This window comes from Nocardioides salsibiostraticola, from assembly GCF_054783655.1.
The window spans coordinates 112,165-127,338 of record NZ_BAAGQD010000026.1 but is presented as its reverse complement, the minus strand read 5'-3'; the positions used below and the strand labels follow the sequence as shown (position 1 = coordinate 127,338).

At 69.5% G+C, this 15,174-nt stretch carries 15 protein-coding genes; 4 read left to right on the top strand and 11 right to left on the bottom strand.

Translation table 11 applies throughout. The features are described from left to right. Positions 1-47: 47 nt before the first annotated feature. The 3 genes from ACYVLV_RS15155 to ACYVLV_RS15145 are packed head-to-tail and all read right to left on the bottom strand — an operon-like array spanning position 48 to position 3,711. Positions 48-1,109 carry an ABC transporter ATP-binding protein gene (locus ACYVLV_RS15155; protein ID WP_460811220.1) on the bottom strand — a complete coding sequence of 354 codons (1,062 nt, stop codon included), beginning with the start codon at positions 1,107-1,109 and terminating at the stop codon, positions 48-50. After that, on the bottom strand, positions 1,106-2,695 hold the full coding sequence (locus ACYVLV_RS15150) for an ABC transporter permease (protein ID WP_460811219.1): 1,590 nt from the start codon (positions 2,693-2,695) through the stop codon (positions 1,106-1,108). Before ACYVLV_RS15150 ends, ACYVLV_RS15155 begins: the two co-directional genes overlap by 4 nt. Beyond that, positions 2,692-3,711 carry an iron ABC transporter substrate-binding protein gene (locus ACYVLV_RS15145; RefSeq protein WP_460811218.1) on the bottom strand — a complete coding sequence of 340 codons (1,020 nt, stop codon included), beginning with the start codon at positions 3,709-3,711 and terminating at the stop codon, positions 2,692-2,694. The genes ACYVLV_RS15150 and ACYVLV_RS15145 overlap by 4 nt, the downstream gene beginning before the upstream one ends. A 64-nt stretch (positions 3,712-3,775) precedes the next feature. Between ACYVLV_RS15145 and ACYVLV_RS15140 the strand changes: the two genes are divergently transcribed. Further along, positions 3,776-6,379: an AMP-binding protein gene (locus tag ACYVLV_RS15140; RefSeq protein WP_460811217.1), complete on the top strand. Its 2,604-nt coding sequence runs from the start codon at positions 3,776-3,778 to the stop codon at positions 6,377-6,379. Here the strand turns inward: ACYVLV_RS15140 and ACYVLV_RS15135 are convergent. Both ACYVLV_RS15135 and ACYVLV_RS15130 read right to left on the bottom strand, forming a co-directional pair. Continuing rightward, positions 6,369-7,580: a hypothetical protein gene (locus ACYVLV_RS15135; protein ID WP_460811216.1), complete on the bottom strand. Its 1,212-nt coding sequence runs from the start codon at positions 7,578-7,580 to the stop codon at positions 6,369-6,371. The two genes, ACYVLV_RS15140 and ACYVLV_RS15135, sit on opposite strands and share 11 nt — an antisense overlap. Positions 7,581-7,632: 52 nt before the next feature. Continuing rightward, positions 7,633-8,556 carry a hypothetical protein gene (locus ACYVLV_RS15130; protein ID WP_460811215.1) on the bottom strand — a complete coding sequence of 308 codons (924 nt, stop codon included), beginning with the start codon at positions 8,554-8,556 and terminating at the stop codon, positions 7,633-7,635. A 237-nt stretch (positions 8,557-8,793) separates the two neighbouring features. Between ACYVLV_RS15130 and ACYVLV_RS15125 the strand changes: the two genes are divergently transcribed. Next, complete coding sequence (locus ACYVLV_RS15125) at positions 8,794-9,624, top strand: ceramidase domain-containing protein (RefSeq protein WP_460811214.1); 831 nt, start codon at positions 8,794-8,796, stop codon at positions 9,622-9,624. Here the strand turns inward: ACYVLV_RS15125 and ACYVLV_RS15120 are convergent. Further along, positions 9,599-10,408: a GH25 family lysozyme gene (locus ACYVLV_RS15120; protein ID WP_460811213.1), complete on the bottom strand. Its 810-nt coding sequence runs from the start codon at positions 10,406-10,408 to the stop codon at positions 9,599-9,601. The genes ACYVLV_RS15125 and ACYVLV_RS15120 overlap by 26 nt on opposite strands. On the opposite strand from ACYVLV_RS15120, the gene ACYVLV_RS15115 reads away from it, so the two are divergent. Both ACYVLV_RS15115 and ACYVLV_RS15110 read left to right on the top strand, forming a co-directional pair. Continuing rightward, positions 10,407-10,730 carry a DUF427 domain-containing protein gene (locus ACYVLV_RS15115; RefSeq protein ID WP_460811212.1) on the top strand — a complete coding sequence of 108 codons (324 nt, stop codon included), beginning with the start codon at positions 10,407-10,409 and terminating at the stop codon, positions 10,728-10,730. The two genes, ACYVLV_RS15120 and ACYVLV_RS15115, sit on opposite strands and share 2 nt — an antisense overlap. A 105-nt stretch (positions 10,731-10,835) precedes the next feature. After that, entirely contained in the window at positions 10,836-11,936 is a 1,101-nt protein-coding gene (locus tag ACYVLV_RS15110; protein ID WP_460811211.1) for a PQQ-dependent sugar dehydrogenase, read from the top strand. Between the two features lie 140 nt (positions 11,937-12,076). Here ACYVLV_RS15110 and ACYVLV_RS15105 read toward each other — a convergent pair whose 3' ends face one another. The 5 genes from ACYVLV_RS15105 to ACYVLV_RS15085 all read right to left on the bottom strand — a co-directional run bounded on the left by ACYVLV_RS15105 (position 12,077) and on the right by ACYVLV_RS15085 (position 15,149). Then, positions 12,077-12,481, bottom strand: a complete 405-nt coding sequence (locus ACYVLV_RS15105; RefSeq protein WP_460811210.1) for a limonene-1,2-epoxide hydrolase family protein — start codon at positions 12,479-12,481, stop codon at positions 12,077-12,079. 5 nt (positions 12,482-12,486) lie between these two features. Beyond that, on the bottom strand, positions 12,487-12,888 hold the full coding sequence (locus ACYVLV_RS15100; protein ID WP_460811209.1) for an SRPBCC family protein: 402 nt from the start codon (positions 12,886-12,888) through the stop codon (positions 12,487-12,489). A gap of 5 nt (positions 12,889-12,893) precedes the next feature. After that, a complete protein-coding gene (locus tag ACYVLV_RS15095; RefSeq protein WP_460811208.1) occupies positions 12,894-13,361 on the bottom strand; it encodes a hypothetical protein in 468 nt (155 codons plus the stop codon). 10 nt (positions 13,362-13,371) lie between these two features. Beyond that, entirely contained in the window at positions 13,372-14,661 is a 1,290-nt protein-coding gene (locus ACYVLV_RS15090) for an MFS transporter (protein WP_460811207.1), read from the bottom strand. 86 nt (positions 14,662-14,747) lie between these two features. Next, positions 14,748-15,149 carry a VOC family protein gene (locus tag ACYVLV_RS15085; protein ID WP_460811206.1) on the bottom strand — a complete coding sequence of 134 codons (402 nt, stop codon included), beginning with the start codon at positions 15,147-15,149 and terminating at the stop codon, positions 14,748-14,750. Positions 15,150-15,174 lie beyond the last annotated feature (25 nt).

The window sequence follows — 15,174 nt, the reverse complement described above, 5'->3', positions numbered from 1 at the left end:
GTACCGGGACGGAGGGCTGTTCTACAAGTTGTAGAAATAACCGATCCTCAGTAGACCGATACCGACCCGAGCACGGCGACGCCCAGGACGTCGCCGACCTTGCGCACCACCCCGCCGGTGTCCCGGGCGGTCAGCCCGATGGAGCCCGAACGCAGTCGCACCGAGGAGTAGGGGCCGAAGAAGCCCACCTCCTCGACCGTGGCCTGGGGCAGCGTCGCGTCGTCGACGAGGTCGATCTGTTCGGGACGGATCACGATGGTGACGTCGCGGCCCTCGTTGGCGGCGACGTCGTACGCCGGCGACACGGTGAGGCTTCCCAGCCCGCACTCGACGCGACCGTTGGTGATCCTGGCGGGCAGCACCGTGGCGCCGCCGACGAAGGAGGCTACGTCGGTGTCGGCCGGGGCGGCGTACAGGTCGGCGGGGTGGGAGACCTGGGCGATCTTCCCGCCGCGCATGACCGCGACCCGGTCCGAGAGGGACAGCGCCTCTCCCTGGTCGTGGGTCACTAGGACCGCGGTCGTGCCGGCGGCCCGCAGGACTCGCACCACGTCCTGGCCGGTCGAGGTGCGCAAGGCGGCGTCGAGGGAGGAGAAGGGCTCATCGAGGAGGACGACGCCCGGTCGAGGTGCCAGGGCACGGGCCAGCGCCACCCGCTGCTGTTGCCCGCCGGACAGTTGGTGCGGCGAGGCGTCGGCGACCGCGGGGGGCAGGTTGGCCAGATCCAGCATCTCCGCGAGCCGGGCCTCGGTGCGGTCCTTGCGGGGCAGGCCGAACAGGATGTTGCCGCGCACGGTCAGGTGCGGGAAGAGCGCACCTTCCTGCGGGACGTAGCCGATCCGCCGTTTCTGGGGCGGGACCTGCTTCTCGTGGGTGGCCACGACCGATCCGTCGACGGAGACCGATCCGGCGTCGGGGTCCAAGAACCCGGCCAGGATGCGCAGCATCGTCGTCTTGCCGCAGCCGGAGGGCCCCAGGACGGCCATGATCTCGCCGGGGGCGACATCGAGGTCGACCTCGTCGAGCACCTTGAGGGATCCGAAGCTCCGGGACAGTCCGCGCAGGGAGACGGAATTGCCAGTGGGGTTGCCGGTGGGATGGCCGGTCATGCGCGCGACACCTGACGGCTGAGCATCCAGGTCGCGGGCACCGAGACCAGGATCAGCAGGAGGGCGTAGGGCGCGGCGGCGCCGTACTGCACCGAGGACGACTTGGACCAGAACTCGGTGGCCAGGGTGGTCGTCCCGATCGGGGAGAGCAGCAGCGTGGCGGTCAGCTCGGTGGAGACGGCCAGGAACACCAGGGCTGCCCCGGCGCCGAGGCCGGAGCGGATCATCGGCAGGGTCACCCGCCACAGGGTGGCAGGTCGGCTCAGTCCCAGGGAAGCCGACACGTCCTCGAGCACCGGCGCGGCGTGCTCCAGACTCGACCGTGCGCTGACCACGGCGCGGGGCAGGAACAAGATGGCGTACCCGAGGATCAGCAACGGTGCGGTCTGGTAGATCCAGGGAAGGTTCCGGGCTGCGATCGAGACCAGAGCGAGGCCGACCACGATCCCGGGCAGGGCGTGGGCGGCGAAGGTGGAGCGTTCGACCACGGTGCTGATCGGGCCGCGGTGGCGCACCGCGAGCCAGACCACGGGCAGGGCCAGGATGACGGTGACCACGGCGGCGGCGGCCCCGAAGGTGACGGTGGTGAGGGCGGCGGAGCCCAACTCCCCCAGCGGGAAGGCGGTCGAGGTGCCGACCAACAACCACTTGGTGAGGCTGGCCAGGGGGACCCCTAAGGAGAGGGTGACGACCAGCAGGGCGGCGATGATCGCGGGCGCCGTGAGGCGGCCCAGGCTCAGCAGTGTGGCCGGGCGGACGGTGCCGCTGCCGACCCGCCAGAGCGCCGCGTCGCCGCGCAGCCGCAACTCGATCATCAGCAGGATCAGGCAGAGCAGGAGGAGAACGCCGGACAGGATGTTGGCGGGAGCGGAGTTGAAGGCCGAGCGGTACTGGTCGTAGATCCCGGTGGTCAGCGTCGGGTAGTTCAGCATCCGCAGGGCGCCGAACTCGGCCAGGACGTGCATGCCGACCAGGAGCGCGCCGCCGAGGATGGCCGGTCGGACCCCCCGCAGGGTGATCTGGCGGAAGGTCGCCCAGGGTCCGTGGCCCAGGGACAGGGCCACCTCCTCCAGGGACGGGTCCAGGGTGCGGAAGGCTGCGAGCGTCGGCAGGTAGACCAGGGGGAAGTAGGACAGGCTGACGATGAACAGGGCGCCGGCGTAGCTCTGGACCGACGGCGTGAGCGAGACCCAGGCGTAGGAGTTCACGAACGCGGGGACGGCCAGCGGCGCGACGAACAGCACCCGCCACAGACCACGCAGGGGGATGTCGGTCCGCTCGACGAGCCACGCGGCCGCCACCCCGAGCGTCGTGCTGAGCGCGACCACGCCGACCAGCAGGGTCAGGGTGTTGGTCAGCAACGTGCCGACCCGGGGGCGCACCAGGACGTCGTACGCCGCCCCGGGACCGAGGTCGACGGCCGAGACCACGACGTACCCCAGGGGCACGAGGGTCATCAGCGCGACGGTGATCCCGGCGAGGGCCAGGAACAGGGGCGGTAGACCGTGGTGCTCCCGGCGGATGCGGTTCCCGGGTTCCTCCGTCAGATCCACGGGGGTGTGGCGCGTTCGTTCGAGCAGGCTCACAGGAAGCCGGCTTCCTCCATCAGGTCGACCACCTGGGGACCATTGAGGCTCGCCACGTCAACGGTGGGCGGCTCGAGGTCGGCCAACGGCATCACGTCACGGTCGAGGGGGACCTCGGGGTTGAGGGTGTACTCGAGGGCGTAGCTGTCGGCGATGATCTGTTGCCCGGCGGGGGAGGTGAGGTACTCGACGAACTTCTGGGCGTCCGCTGCGTCGTCGCTGCTGGCGAGAACGCCGGCTCCGGAGACGCTGAGGAATGCGCCGGGGTCCTGGTCGCCGAAGAAGTGCAGGGCCGAGTTGTCGGAGTCGGCGCCACTCTCCTCCTGGTCGCGGTACCAGTAGTAGTGGTAGATCACGCCGGCGTCGACCTCACCGGAGTTGACCGACTTGAGCACGACGTTGTTGCCGTCGTAGATCGTGCCGTTCTCCTTCAGGCCGGCCAGCCACTCGCGGGTGGCGTCTTCGCCCTCGGTGGCCAGCACAGCGCTGACGATGGCCTGGAAGTCGGCGCCGGTGGGAGAGAAGGAGATGCGGTCCTTCCACTCCGGGTCGGCCAGGTCGAGCAGCGACTCGGGCATGTCGGCCTCGGTCATGGTGTCGGTGTTGTAGACCATCACCGTCGAGCGAGCCGCGAACCCGGTCCAGTCACCGTCGGTGGGGCGGTACTCCGCGGGGATCATGTCCAAGGTGCCCTGGTCCAGCGAGGCGAGCAACCCCTTGCTGTCGACCAGGGACATGCCGGGGGAGTTCTCGGTGAGGAAGACGTCCGCCGGGGAAGCGTCGCCCTCGGCGACGATCTGGTTGGCCAGTTCCAGGTCGGACCCGTCGCGCATCTGCAACTCGATGCCGGTGTCCTCGGTGAACTGCTTGGCGACCTCGTCGATCAACTGCTCGTGCTGAGCGTTGTAGATGACCAGGGAGGGACCGTCGTCGCCGCAGGCGGTCAGCAGGGAGAGGCCGAGGACGGCTCCGGTGGCGCCCGCGAGCAGACGCATCCGGGAACGGGGGGAAGGCATGGGGAAGGCTCCTGAGCATTCGGGAGTTGATGTGTAGGTAAGGCTTACCTTTACTATAGCGTCTGTGCCTGATCTCGACTCCCCGGTGGTGCCCCCGCACTCTGCCCCCTCCCTCGACGAGGGGGTGGTGTCCGCGCTGCGTCGGCACGGTCCGCGCACGGCCCTGGTGGGTGGATCGGTCCCCGACGGAGCCCTGTCTTACGTCGATCTGGCCCGCCGCGTCAGCCAGGTGCGCGACCGGCTGGGCAGCACGCGACGTCTCGTGTTGATCGAGGCGACCAACGATGCGGACACGGTCATCACCTACCTCGGTGCACTGGCCGGCGGGCACCCGGTGCTGCTGACCGGCCCCGACCGGTCACCGGCCCTGATCGATCGGTTCGACGTCGACGTGGTGGCGTCGGGTGCCGAGATCACCGAGCGTCGTACCGGCACGGCGCACGACCTGCACCCCGACCTGGCGTTGTTGTTGTCGACCTCGGGCACCACCGGATCGGCCAAGTTGGTCAGGTTGTCGCGCGAGAACCTGTTGGCCAACGCCCGATCGATCGCCGAGTACCTCGCCCTGCGACCCGACGACCTCGCAGCCACGACCCTCCCGCTGCACTACTGCTACGGACTGTCGGTGCTGCACAGCCACCTGCTCGCCGGTGCCGGGGTCCTGCTCACCGACCGGTCCGTGGCCAGCACATGCTTCTGGGAGGAGTTCGAGGAGGCCGGCGCGACCTCCTTCGCCGGTGTCCCCCACACCTTCGACCTGCTCGAGCGGTCCGGCTGGGCCGAGCGCGACCTGCCGCGGCTGCGCTACACCACCCAGGCGGGCGGCCGGATGGCCCCGGAGGACGTACGCCGGTGGGCGGCCCGGGGTCAGCGCAACGGCTTCGACTTCTTCGTGATGTACGGCCAGACCGAGGCCACCGCCCGGATGGCCTACCTGCCTCCCGACCTCGCGGCAGCCGCCCCCGACGCGATCGGGACCCCGATCGCGGGTGGTCGTTTCGAGATCGAGGACGCCACCGGCGAACTGGTCTACTTCGGACCCAACGTGATGCTCGGGTACGCCGAGAACGCGGCCGACCTGGCGCGAGGGCGCGAGATCGACTCCCTGCGCACCGGGGACCTGGCGCGCCGACGCGAGGACGGCCTGTTCGAGATCGTGGGTCGCTCCAGCCGGGTGGCCAAGGTCTTCGGGCTCCGGGTGGACCTGGACCTGGTCGAGCGCACGCTCGCAGCGAGAGGCGTGGTGGTCGCCGCCGCGGACGGCGGGGACCGGCTCGTGGTGGCCGCCTGCTCGGCGGCGCGCCCGGTGGACGAGGGGCGGGTGCGCCGGCTGATCTCCGAGGAGTTCGGCCTACCTGCTGCCGGTGTCGTCGTGCTCGCCCTGGACGACCTGCCACGGTTGGCGTCCGGCAAGGTCGACTACTCCGCGCTGGTTGAGGTGCGAGGAGCGCCAGCGACGGCCCACACGTTGGTTGAGGTGCGAGGAGCGCCAGCGACGAGCCTCGAAACCACCGCAGCGGACCTCACCCACCTCTACTCCCGCCTGCTCGGCCGACCCGCCACCGAGAGCGACTCCTTCGTGGGGCTCGGCGGAGACTCCCTGTCCTACGTCGAGTGCTCCCTCCAGCTCGAGGCCGCGCTCGGTCGGTTGCCGGCCAATTGGCCGACCCGGACCATCGCCGACCTCCTCGCCGAGCCCCCGCGGTCGACCCGCCGGCGATGGGGGACTCCGGTGGAGACCAACGTGCTCCTGCGCGCCTTCGCCATCATCAGCATCGTCGGCACCCACGCCAACCTCCTGACCATGCTGGGCGGCGCCCACCTTCTCCTGGGGATCGTCGGGTTCAACTTCGGCCGCTTCCAGGTGACCGGGGTGGCGGGTCGGCCCCGACTGGCGCGGATGCTGCGCAGCATCGGGCGGATCGTCGTCCCCTCAGCGCTGGTCATCGGCACCGTCTCCCTGTACACCGAGGGGCTGGGTTGGCGTCAGATCCTGCTGGTGAACTCGCTGACCACCTCGACCTGGTCCGAGCCCGGTTGGTACTACTGGTTCATCGAGTCGCTGGTCTACACCCTCGTCGCGATGGCGGCCCTGCTGGCCATTCCGTGGGTGGCCCGACTCGAGGCCCGTTTTCGGTTCGGTCTGCCCTTCGGCTTGGCGGTCGCCGGACTGCTGACCCGCTACGGCGTGGTCTCGCTCGGTGGTGAGGACGAGATCCATCGCGCCCACGTGATCTTCTGGCTCTTCGCCCTCGGTTGGGCGACCGCGAAGGCCGACCGGTTGGGTCACCGGGTGCTGCTCTCGGTGCTGCTGGTGGCCTCGGTGCCGGGGTTCTTCTCCGGTTTCGAGCGCAACGCCTACGTGGTGATCGGGATGCTCCTGCTGGTCTGGGTCACCCAGCTCCGGGTGCCGGTCATCGTCGGCCGCCTGGCGGGTCTGCTGGCGGGAGCCTCCTTGTGGATCTACCTCGTGCACTGGCAGATCTACCCGCTGCTGGAGTACCGCATCCCCCTCCTGGCCACCCTGTTCTCCCTCCTCGCCGGTGTCCTGGCCTGGCGTCTCTCCACGAAGTTCGCCGAATGGGGCGTCGAAGTTCGCCAAATGGGAAGCCGAGGTTCGTCAGATGGGGAGCCGAGAACCGGATCCGGCCTCGACGTCAGGGTTTGACGGCATGGACCTTGGCCCCACAGGTGGTGGCCTTGGGGTTGGCGTCATTGGCGCCGACGGTGACCGAGTGCATGTAGTAGCCCTCGGCCTTGAGGTTCCACCGGGGCAGTGAGTAGGTGCCGTCCGCTGAGATCGTGCGGGTGGTGAACTTGTCATAGGGCGATGCTCCGCTGCGACACTTGGCCTGGGAGCCCCTGGCAAAAGGCCCGATCCGTTCGATCGTGACCTGCCGAGCGTCGTCTCCCACGCTGCCGGTCACCGTGAAGGTTCCCTTCGGGGCCTTGCCGACCTGAGTTCTGTTCCGTGTGACGAACACGCGCACCTTGGGACTGCCGGCGGTCACTTCTACCGTTCCGACGCTCCGCAACGAGCGCTTCACGCCAGCCACAGCGACCCGGGACGCGGCCTTCCTGACTGGCTTGCGCACGAGCAACCGGGTGTTGGGAACGCGGTTGACCTTCGTGTCGACCCGGTGAGTGCCTGCCTTTGGCGTCGGAATGGAGACGAGGGCCTGGCCGGATCCGTCGGTGTCTGCGGTTCGGGTGGCTCCCTGACTCCGCACTGTCAAGGGCAAGCCCTCCATCCCCGCCCCGGAACGCTGAGCCGTCACGGAGACGAGGATCTGCGCTTCACCCCCGGGTACGGCGGTGCCACGTTGGGCGGAGGTGACCAGGTAAGGCCCGGCGTACCGAGCCGACTCTCCGACCAGGGAGCGGGCCATTCGCTTCACGGCCCAGGGGCGCCCGGTGCGCAGGATGCGGTTCTTCCCCTTGGCTCGGCTCAGGCGGTACTTCCCACCCTCGAGGAGGTGCAGGAGCGAGGCATCGACAGCGGCGGACTGGACGTCGAACTTGACCGTGCCGTACTTCGCGAGGATGTACGCCGCGCGGCTGGTGGCGAAGCGACCCGCCGACACCTTGCGGCCCTGGCCGGAGAGCTTGGCGACCTTCTTCACCGGTCCGAAGCGGGGTCCGGACTCGCGGGCGGCGCGAGGATCGATGCGGTAGACCACTCGCTTGCTGAGCTTGCGAGCCCCGACCCACGGGGTCGCGGCGGTGTTGTCCTGGGCGATGCGGAAACCGGACCAGGGCCGGTCGGTCGGACGACTTGCTTCCGCCGGGGACACAGAGAGGCTGGCGCCCACCAGTGCCCCGAGCGCCGCAACGACAGCCATCCGAGTGGCGGGTGTTGATCGATTCATGAGGAACTGCCTTCCGAGTAGGTACTGGTGCGCTGTTGAGGTGACGCGTGAGTCACAGATCATCGGGATCGATGGGACCGGGCCCGTCGTCGTCGGGGTCGCGAGGACCCGGAGGTCCTCCACCCGTCCCGCCGGTGCCCTTGGGTGGGGGTTTGTCGGGCTTGGGCGGCGCGGGCCGGGGCGGGCTAGTCGCGGCCGGCGATGAGTCGGTCACGGGGGTTGGCTCGGGGGTTGGCTCGGAGGCCGGGACGGATGAGCCGTTCGGCTGACCCGAGGGCGCGGTGACCGCTGGTGGCGCCGCGATGGTGGCCCGACCACGCTCGGCGCGCTCACCGGGCACGTCAACCCTCCACTGCACATCTCCGGCGGGCAGGTCGACGAAGCGGACGCTCTTCGCACCTGCCTCCCTGACCCGGATGGTTCGGCGGCGGAGGACCGACCCGTCCGCCTCGAGGATGACCTTTGCCGACACCGCCCGCCGAACTGTCAGGGTCAAGCGGAGTTCGGCGATCCCGGCACGCGGGCGCACGGACTCGATCGCCCGTGGCGCGAAGGAGGCCCCGGGCAGGATGGTCTGCGCTGCGAGTCTCACGGAGATCTCGTCGGTGTCGGAGGGCCCCGGTGGGTCGGGGATCGTCGCGGCCGGCGGGGCCTCAAGGGGGTTCGGGGCGATAGGAGTCCCTGCCGCTTCGGCTTCCGCCTGGGCTGAAGCGGACTTCGGGGAGGTCCGGTCGCCCGCGTCGTAGGCGTGCACGACCAGGATCGCGGCGCTGACACCGATCGTTGCGGAGGCCGTCACGAGTACGGCGCGGTGGCCGAGCCTGATCAGCAGCGGTCGTCGGCCTCGGGGCCGGGCCCCTCGACCGGCCCTCCGACGGCGACGGGGTTGGCGCTGCGCCCATTCCTCATCGGTCAGGACAGGCAGGGCCGGCGTGCCGTCGGTCGTCGCGCGCAGGCGCGTTTCGTCGTCAGCCATCTGCTGACCCGCTGCCGCGACGCCGCGGCGTACCACCCGAGATGTGCATGGTTTCCCCCGAAAGAAACGTTCTCCGTACAACTCGGGAGCCTAAGTTGTGGCGCGGGAAATGGCACCCCCCTCCGACTCGGATCTGTGGAAAACTCCGCACTCGAGACTTCAGCCGCCTCACCGGTCCCATCCGCCTCATGCATCTCGGGGGTTGAGCGAAAGGCGGGCGGCCGCGATGCTGGGTCGGTGCTCCCACCCCGTGACCTGCGCCCGCTGCGATGGACGACCACAGTCGCGGTGACCTCGGTGGGTCTCCTCCTGCTCGCGGTCAGCCAGGGGTGGCTGGGCGAGGACGTGGGACGAGGCGCGAACTTCTGTGAGGCGGCTCGAGCGGGACTGCTCAAGCAGCCCGCCAACAGCCTGTCCAACGCCGGGTTCGTCGTCGCTGGCCTGATGGTCGCCTGGCGTGCCGGACGCCGTTCCGACCTGGGCGACACCTTGCCGCAACACCCCGGTCTGCCCACGGTGTACGCCGTCGTCCTGGTGCTGCTCGGCCCGGCCAGCGCGGCGATGCACGCCACCCAGTCCTCCCTCGGTGGCCACCTCGACCTGCTCAGCATGTACCTCATCGCCTCCTTCGCTACGGCGTACGCCGTGATGCGACTGTTGGGTCAGTCGACGCTGACGTTCGTCCAGGTGGGACTCCTCCTCGTGGCCGGTTGCGAGCTCGTGGAGGCGGCCGGGGCCGGGCGAGAGATTCCGGTGGTGATGTCCACGGGAAACCTCGCTTTCGGCACCCTGTTGGTGGTGGCGGTCGTCCTCGAAGTGGTGCTGTGGCGGCGCGGCGTCGAACGCACCGACCTGCGGTACGGCGCAGCCGCACTGGGCGCGATCCTGATCGCGTTCACGATCTGGAACCTCTCCAAGTCGCGCTGGTGCGACCCCGATTCCCTGCTGCAGGGGCACGCGGCGTGGCATCTGCTGTGTGCCGTCGTGGCGTACTTCTTGTTCCGGCTCTACGCCTCGGCGAAGGCCGAACAGCCCGAACCGGTCAGCCTCGAGAGCGCAGAACGTTGAGGTCGACCGGTCCGTCGACTCCGCTGACCGAGGCGGTCTGGCTGCGCTGCCACAACCACCACTTGCGGCCGGGAGGCTGGTCCCCGAGTCGGCGTACCCACTGGCGACGGTCGAGGTCGTCGGCGAATCCGTAGCGCTCCTCGAAATCGGGGAAGGAGTAGACGACCACGCGTTGCCCGGTGGCTTGCTCCACGACTTCGAGGAAGGCGCGGACCTCGGCGAGCAACTCCTCGCGCGCCGGCGGGCCGGTGCAGGAGCCGAGCAGCTCCAGGTCGACAGCCGGAGGCAGGGCGAGGCGTACGCCGGCATCGGTCTGGGCGGCCATCGTGGCGGCGAAGTGCTGGCCCTGCTCGCCGCCCGCTGAGCACAGGCTGAAGTAGTGATAGGCCCCGACCCGCAACCCGGCCGAGTCGGCCGCCCGGCTGTTGGCCGCGAAGCGGGGGTCGGTGAAGGTGCGGCCCTCGGTCGCCTTGAGGTAGGCGAAGTCCACCCGATCGCGGCTGACGGCCGCCCAGTCGATGGATCCCTGGTGGTGGGAGACGTCGATCCCCAGCAGCGGCGGAGTCGGCGGGGTTGGCTCGGGTGTGGTCTCCGGGGCGGGCTCGAGGGTCGGCTGGGGCGTCGGCTCGACCGTCGGGTCCGGGGTGGAGGACGGCGTACCGGTCAGTGGCGCGGACGCGCTCGGAACATCCGGGGTGGGTGTGGGGTTCCCCTGAGGAGACGCAGTGCTCGAGCACGCCGCGACCGACCAGAACAGACACAGGGTCACGAACGCGCGGAGCATGACGTCACTCAACCACTGGATCGACCTACGAGGAGCACCGATGCGCGCAGTGTGGAACGGCCAGACCATCGCCGAGAGCGACCAGACCGTCGTGGTGGAGGGCAATCACTACTTCCCGTTGAACTCCGTGGTCGACGGCGTCCTCAAGCCGTCGGACAAGACGACGGTGTGTGGGTGGAAGGGCACCGCGTCGTACTTCGACCTCGAGGTCGACGGCCAGACCAACGCCGACTCGGTCTTCCAGTACTTCACCCCCAAGCCCGCGGCCGCCGAGATCGACGGACACGTCGCCTTCTGGAAGGGCATCACCGTCACCGAATGACCCGTGAGTCGGCGCAACTTGACGCCGGATTCGGCCCCAGTCGGCGCGTCGTGTGCAACTAGCGCCGACTCGGTGACCTTGGAGCGGGTTGCCACGCTTGGGGGCATGGTGCGTTCCCTGCTTCCCCTGGCCCTCGCCGCGCTCGTCCTCTCCGGATGCGCGGGTGGATCGGGCGCGGACAACGAACCGAGCGACGGTACGACGACCGCGGACGTCGACTCGGCTCCCGCCGCCGAGCTGAACGCCACCGACTTGGCCACCGATCTCACCAGCCCCTGGGGTCTGGTCACCCTCGGGGACGGGTCGGTGCTGGTCAGTGAGCGCGACACCACCGACATCGTGCATGTGCTCTCCGATGGCACCTCCGAGGTCGTGGCCACCATCGAGGAGGCCCGCCCCGCCGGTGAGGCTGGGCTGCTCGGGCTGATCGCCACCCCGGACGAGAGCACCGTCTTCGCCTACTACACGGCGGAGAACGACAACCGGATCGTCTCGATGACCTGGGACGGTACGACGCTGGGCGCACCCGACGTCATCTTCGACGGCATTCCGATCGGTGACGGGAACCGTCACGAGGGCGGCGGTCTCGAGCTCGGGCCCGACGACCTGCTCTACGTCGGCACCGGCGAGACCGGGGTCAGCCCGGAGCTGGCCCAGGACCGAGAGTCCCTGGGCGGCAAGATCCTGCGCCTGACCCAGGACGGCGATGCCGCCCCCGGCAACCCCTTCGACTCCGCCGTCTATACGTGGGGTCACCGCAACGTCGAGGGCTTGGCCTTCGACGACCAGGGCCGGCTCTGGGCCTCGGAGTTCGGGGACAGCCGGTGGGACGAGTTGAACCTGATCGAGGCCGGCAACAACTACGGCTGGCCCGAGGTCGAGGGATCCGGCGGCGGCGACGACTACGTCGACCCGGTCGCCGTCTGGCGGACCGAGGACGCTTCCCCGGCCGGGCTCGGGTTCTGGGACGGCAGCCTGTGGATGGCGGGGCTACGCGGCGCGACCCTCTGGGAGATCCCGCTCGACGACGCCGCAGAGGGACCCGGTGCCGGTGAGCCGGTTGCTCATCTGACCGGGGAGTACGGCCGGTTGCGCAATGTCGAGCCCACCGCCGATGGTTCCGCCCTCGTGCTCGCGACCTCCAACACCGACGGCCGCGGCGACCCCGACCCTGGCGACGACCGCCTGCTCTCCCTCACCCGTTGACCACGAAGTTCGTCAGATGGGGCGCCGAAGTTCGTGAAATGGGGCCGCGAGAGCCGGTGCTACCGATGTCGACGCCCCATTCGGCGTACTTCGTGTCCCCATGTGCCGTACTTCGTGTCCCCATCTCGCGAACTTCGTGGTTAACGTTTGCCGGGGACGATGGCGCGCAGGACGCCCATCGCGGCGCCCTTGGTGAAGTTGGCCAGGCTGAAGTGGTCGTCCCACAGGGTGATGAGGCCGTCGCGGACCTCGAAGGTGCCGCAGACCCAGAACTCGTTGGCGAACCGGCCGAGCTTGATGACGTCGATGCGGTCGGTCAGGACGACGTTGCCGGTGGTCGCGACGTGGGTGAGGCGCGCCTCGAACCCGATGCGGCGCTTCTCCATGTCGCGCAGCAGACCGCCGACGCGCTTCTTCCCGCGGACCGTGGGCAGACCCGTGTTGCGCCACTCGACGTCCTCGGCCAGGAGCGCGACGGCCTGCTCGGCAGCACCGTCCTCGAGCAGGGTCAGGAAGCCGCGAACCACGATCTCTGCGTCAGGCATGGGCCTCAGCGTACCGATTCGGCCGATCGACGGATCCGCCGAAGCGCCACCTCGATGATCGCGAGGTACGCCGGCGCCCACACCGGGACGTCCATCCCGACCTCGCAGGAGTCGGCTCCGGTCGGTCGGACCCAATGCCCCGTCGCGGGTACGCCGGCCACGCGCCACCCCCAGCGAAGCTCGTCGGGCTCCTCGGTCCACTGGGTCACGGTGTAGGGGATCCACACCCCGACCGGGGTACGCACCGCCCCCGTCGCGCCGGGCCCGATCCGCGAGCCCGGACCGCCGTCGACGCGTGCGCCGGTCACCGAAGGACCCCATGAGGACCAGTGGGTGGTGTCGACCAGTTGCTCCCAGGCGGCTGCCGCCGGGGCGTTGACCTGAAGGGACCGCGACCAGTTCGCCATCGTCCTCAGACCTCCAGTTCCGGCTCGTCGGGGGAGGCCATCTGACCCTCACCCGCACACTGACTGAGGGTGATCTGCTTGTACTTTTCAAAATCCGGGGTCTCCACCGCGGCCGGGTAGTCCTCGGCGGGCAACTCGGCGTAGTACTCCACCGCCTCGAGCAGGTCATCGGCCAGACGCGATGGCTCCTCCTCCGCGGCCGTCTCGGCCAGCGGGAGTGCCTCCTCGAACCGGGACACGGTCTCCTCGAGGTCGCCCTGGTTGAAGGCGTCGATGCCGGCGCGGACCTCCGCGCAGGAGCTGGGTTCGTCTCGTGGGGGCTCCTCGGGGTCCGACTCATCCGCACCGGGCGGGGAAGCGCTCGGAGGTCTTGACTGCGCCTCCGGGCTCGGGCTCGCGCCATCCCCCGAGGACCCTCCGAGACCGCAGGCGCTCAGCGCGATGAGCAGCAACGACGCCACGAGAATCCTCACCTTGCCGAGGTTACCCCTGACGTGGATCGATGGTGGTCGTCGTGACGCGGTACCGCACGAAGGAGGGTACGACGAGCGCAGCGACCACCGTCCCGATCACCACCAGCACCCCGCCGCCAGCCGCCGCGGTCGCCGTACCGACCATGGCCGCGCTCGCGCCGTGGACCACGTCGGCCACCCGGGGGCCACCGGCGACCACGACGAGGAAGATGCCCTGGAGCCGACCGCGCACCGCGTCGGACGCCGCCGCCTGGAGCATGCTCATCCGGAAGGCCGCGCTGGCCATGTCGGCCGCTCCGCCGACGGTCAACATGAGCACCGCGACCCCCAGCATCACCGTGGGCCACCGTGACGCGAGGCCCACCGCGAGGCCGAAACCGATCATCGCGACCCCCCAGACCAGGATGCAGATGACCACGGCCTTCCCGTGGGCGGAGACGTGCGAGACCCACCCCGACAACACCCCGCCGATCACGGCGCCGATCGGGATGGCGGCGAAGAGCAGCGCGAAGGCCAGGCCACCGGCCTCCGGGCCGCGGAAGCTCTCGGCGGCGATCTCGGGGAACAGCGCGCGCGGCATCCCGAAGACCATGGCGATCAGGTCGACCACGAACGACATCAGCAGCACCGGCTGGGTGCGCAGATAGTTCAGCCCCTCGACGACCGACCGGAACCCCGGTGTCCCCGTGGCCGCACCCTCCACCGGCAACCGGGGCAGGCGGATCACGGCCGACAGCGTGGCGAACAGGGTGAACGTGTCGATGAGGTACAGCCACTGGAACCCGATGAACGGGATCAGCACCCCTGCGATCAACGGCCCGGCGATCGCCCCGGCCTGGAAGACCGTCATGTTCAGCGAGTTGGCGGCCGGCAGCAGCGCGGGTTCCACCAGTTTGGGCACGATCGCGCTGCGAGCGGGCTGGTTGATCGCGAAGAAGGCCTGCTGCACGGAGAACAGGCTCAACAGGAGCCAGACGTTGGTTCCGCCGGCCGCGGCCTGGGCCCAGAACAGCGCGCTGGTCACGATCAGCCCGACGGTCGAGCCGATCAGGAGGGTACGTCGATCGAACACGTCGGCCAGCGCCCCGCCGTACAGGCCGAACACCACGAGCGGGACGAGACCGAAGACCCCCGTCAGCCCGACGTACGCCGAGGAGCCGGTTGCCCCGTAGATCTGCGCCGGCACCGCCACCACGGTCAGCTGAGCCCCGATGACCGTGATGATGTTGGCGCGCCACAGTCGCCGGAAGTGTTCGTTCTTCAGCGGTCGGGTGTCGGCCACCAGGCCGCGGATCTGCACTCGCAGAATGTACGCGTCGTCCGGCCCTACCGCTCAGGGACGGCGCCCTGGACGGTCGGCCCGGTCAGACCAGAAGGACTACCGGGTTACTGGCCCGGGCCGGCGATGTTGAACATCCAGTGGATCCCGAACCGGTCGGTCAGCTGACCGAAGAAGTCACCCCAGGGCGCTGCCTCGAGCGGGTCCTTGATCGTGCCGTCGGCGGCCAGGCCATCCCACCAGCCGCGGAGCACGGTGTCTTCGTCGCCACTGACCGTGATCGGTCCGTTCGCCTGGTCGGAGCCGGGCATGTCCGACCCCATGAGGCTGACGCTGTCGTTGACCAGGAGGTCGGCATGCATCACCAGATGGTGCTGGTCCTCGGGCATACCGAGCCCGCCCATGTCGGCGTACTTCATCACGATGAACTCGCCGCCGAGGACCGAGTGGTAGAACTCCATGGCTTCTTGGGCTTGACCCTGGAAGGTGAGATAGGGATTGAGGCGCATGGTCGTGACTCCTTTTGGTCGTAGA

Bases quoted from the DNA above. Each gene is read 5' to 3' on its own strand.
- ACYVLV_RS15155 (WP_460811220.1), bottom strand. From the start codon at position 1,109: ATGACCGGCCATCCCACCGGCAACCCCACTGGCAATTCCGTCTCCCTG.
- ACYVLV_RS15145 (WP_460811218.1), bottom strand. From the start codon at position 3,711: ATGCCTTCCCCCCGTTCCCGGATGCGTCTGCTCGCGGGCGCCACCGGA.
- ACYVLV_RS15135 (WP_460811216.1), bottom strand. From the start codon at position 7,580: ATGAATCGATCAACACCCGCCACTCGGATGGCTGTCGTTGCGGCGCTC.
- ACYVLV_RS15130 (WP_460811215.1), bottom strand. From the start codon at position 8,556: ATGGCTGACGACGAAACGCGCCTGCGCGCGACGACCGACGGCACGCCG.
- ACYVLV_RS15115 (WP_460811212.1), top strand. From the start codon at position 10,407: ATGACGTCACTCAACCACTGGATCGACCTACGAGGAGCACCGATGCGC.
- ACYVLV_RS15120 (WP_460811213.1), bottom strand. From the start codon at position 10,408: ATGCTCCGCGCGTTCGTGACCCTGTGTCTGTTCTGGTCGGTCGCGGCG.
- ACYVLV_RS15110 (WP_460811211.1), top strand. From the start codon at position 10,836: ATGGTGCGTTCCCTGCTTCCCCTGGCCCTCGCCGCGCTCGTCCTCTCC.
- ACYVLV_RS15105 (WP_460811210.1), bottom strand. From the start codon at position 12,481: ATGCCTGACGCAGAGATCGTGGTTCGCGGCTTCCTGACCCTGCTCGAG.
- ACYVLV_RS15100 (WP_460811209.1), bottom strand. From the start codon at position 12,888: ATGGCGAACTGGTCGCGGTCCCTTCAGGTCAACGCCCCGGCGGCAGCC.
- ACYVLV_RS15085 (WP_460811206.1), bottom strand. From the start codon at position 15,149: ATGCGCCTCAATCCCTATCTCACCTTCCAGGGTCAAGCCCAAGAAGCC.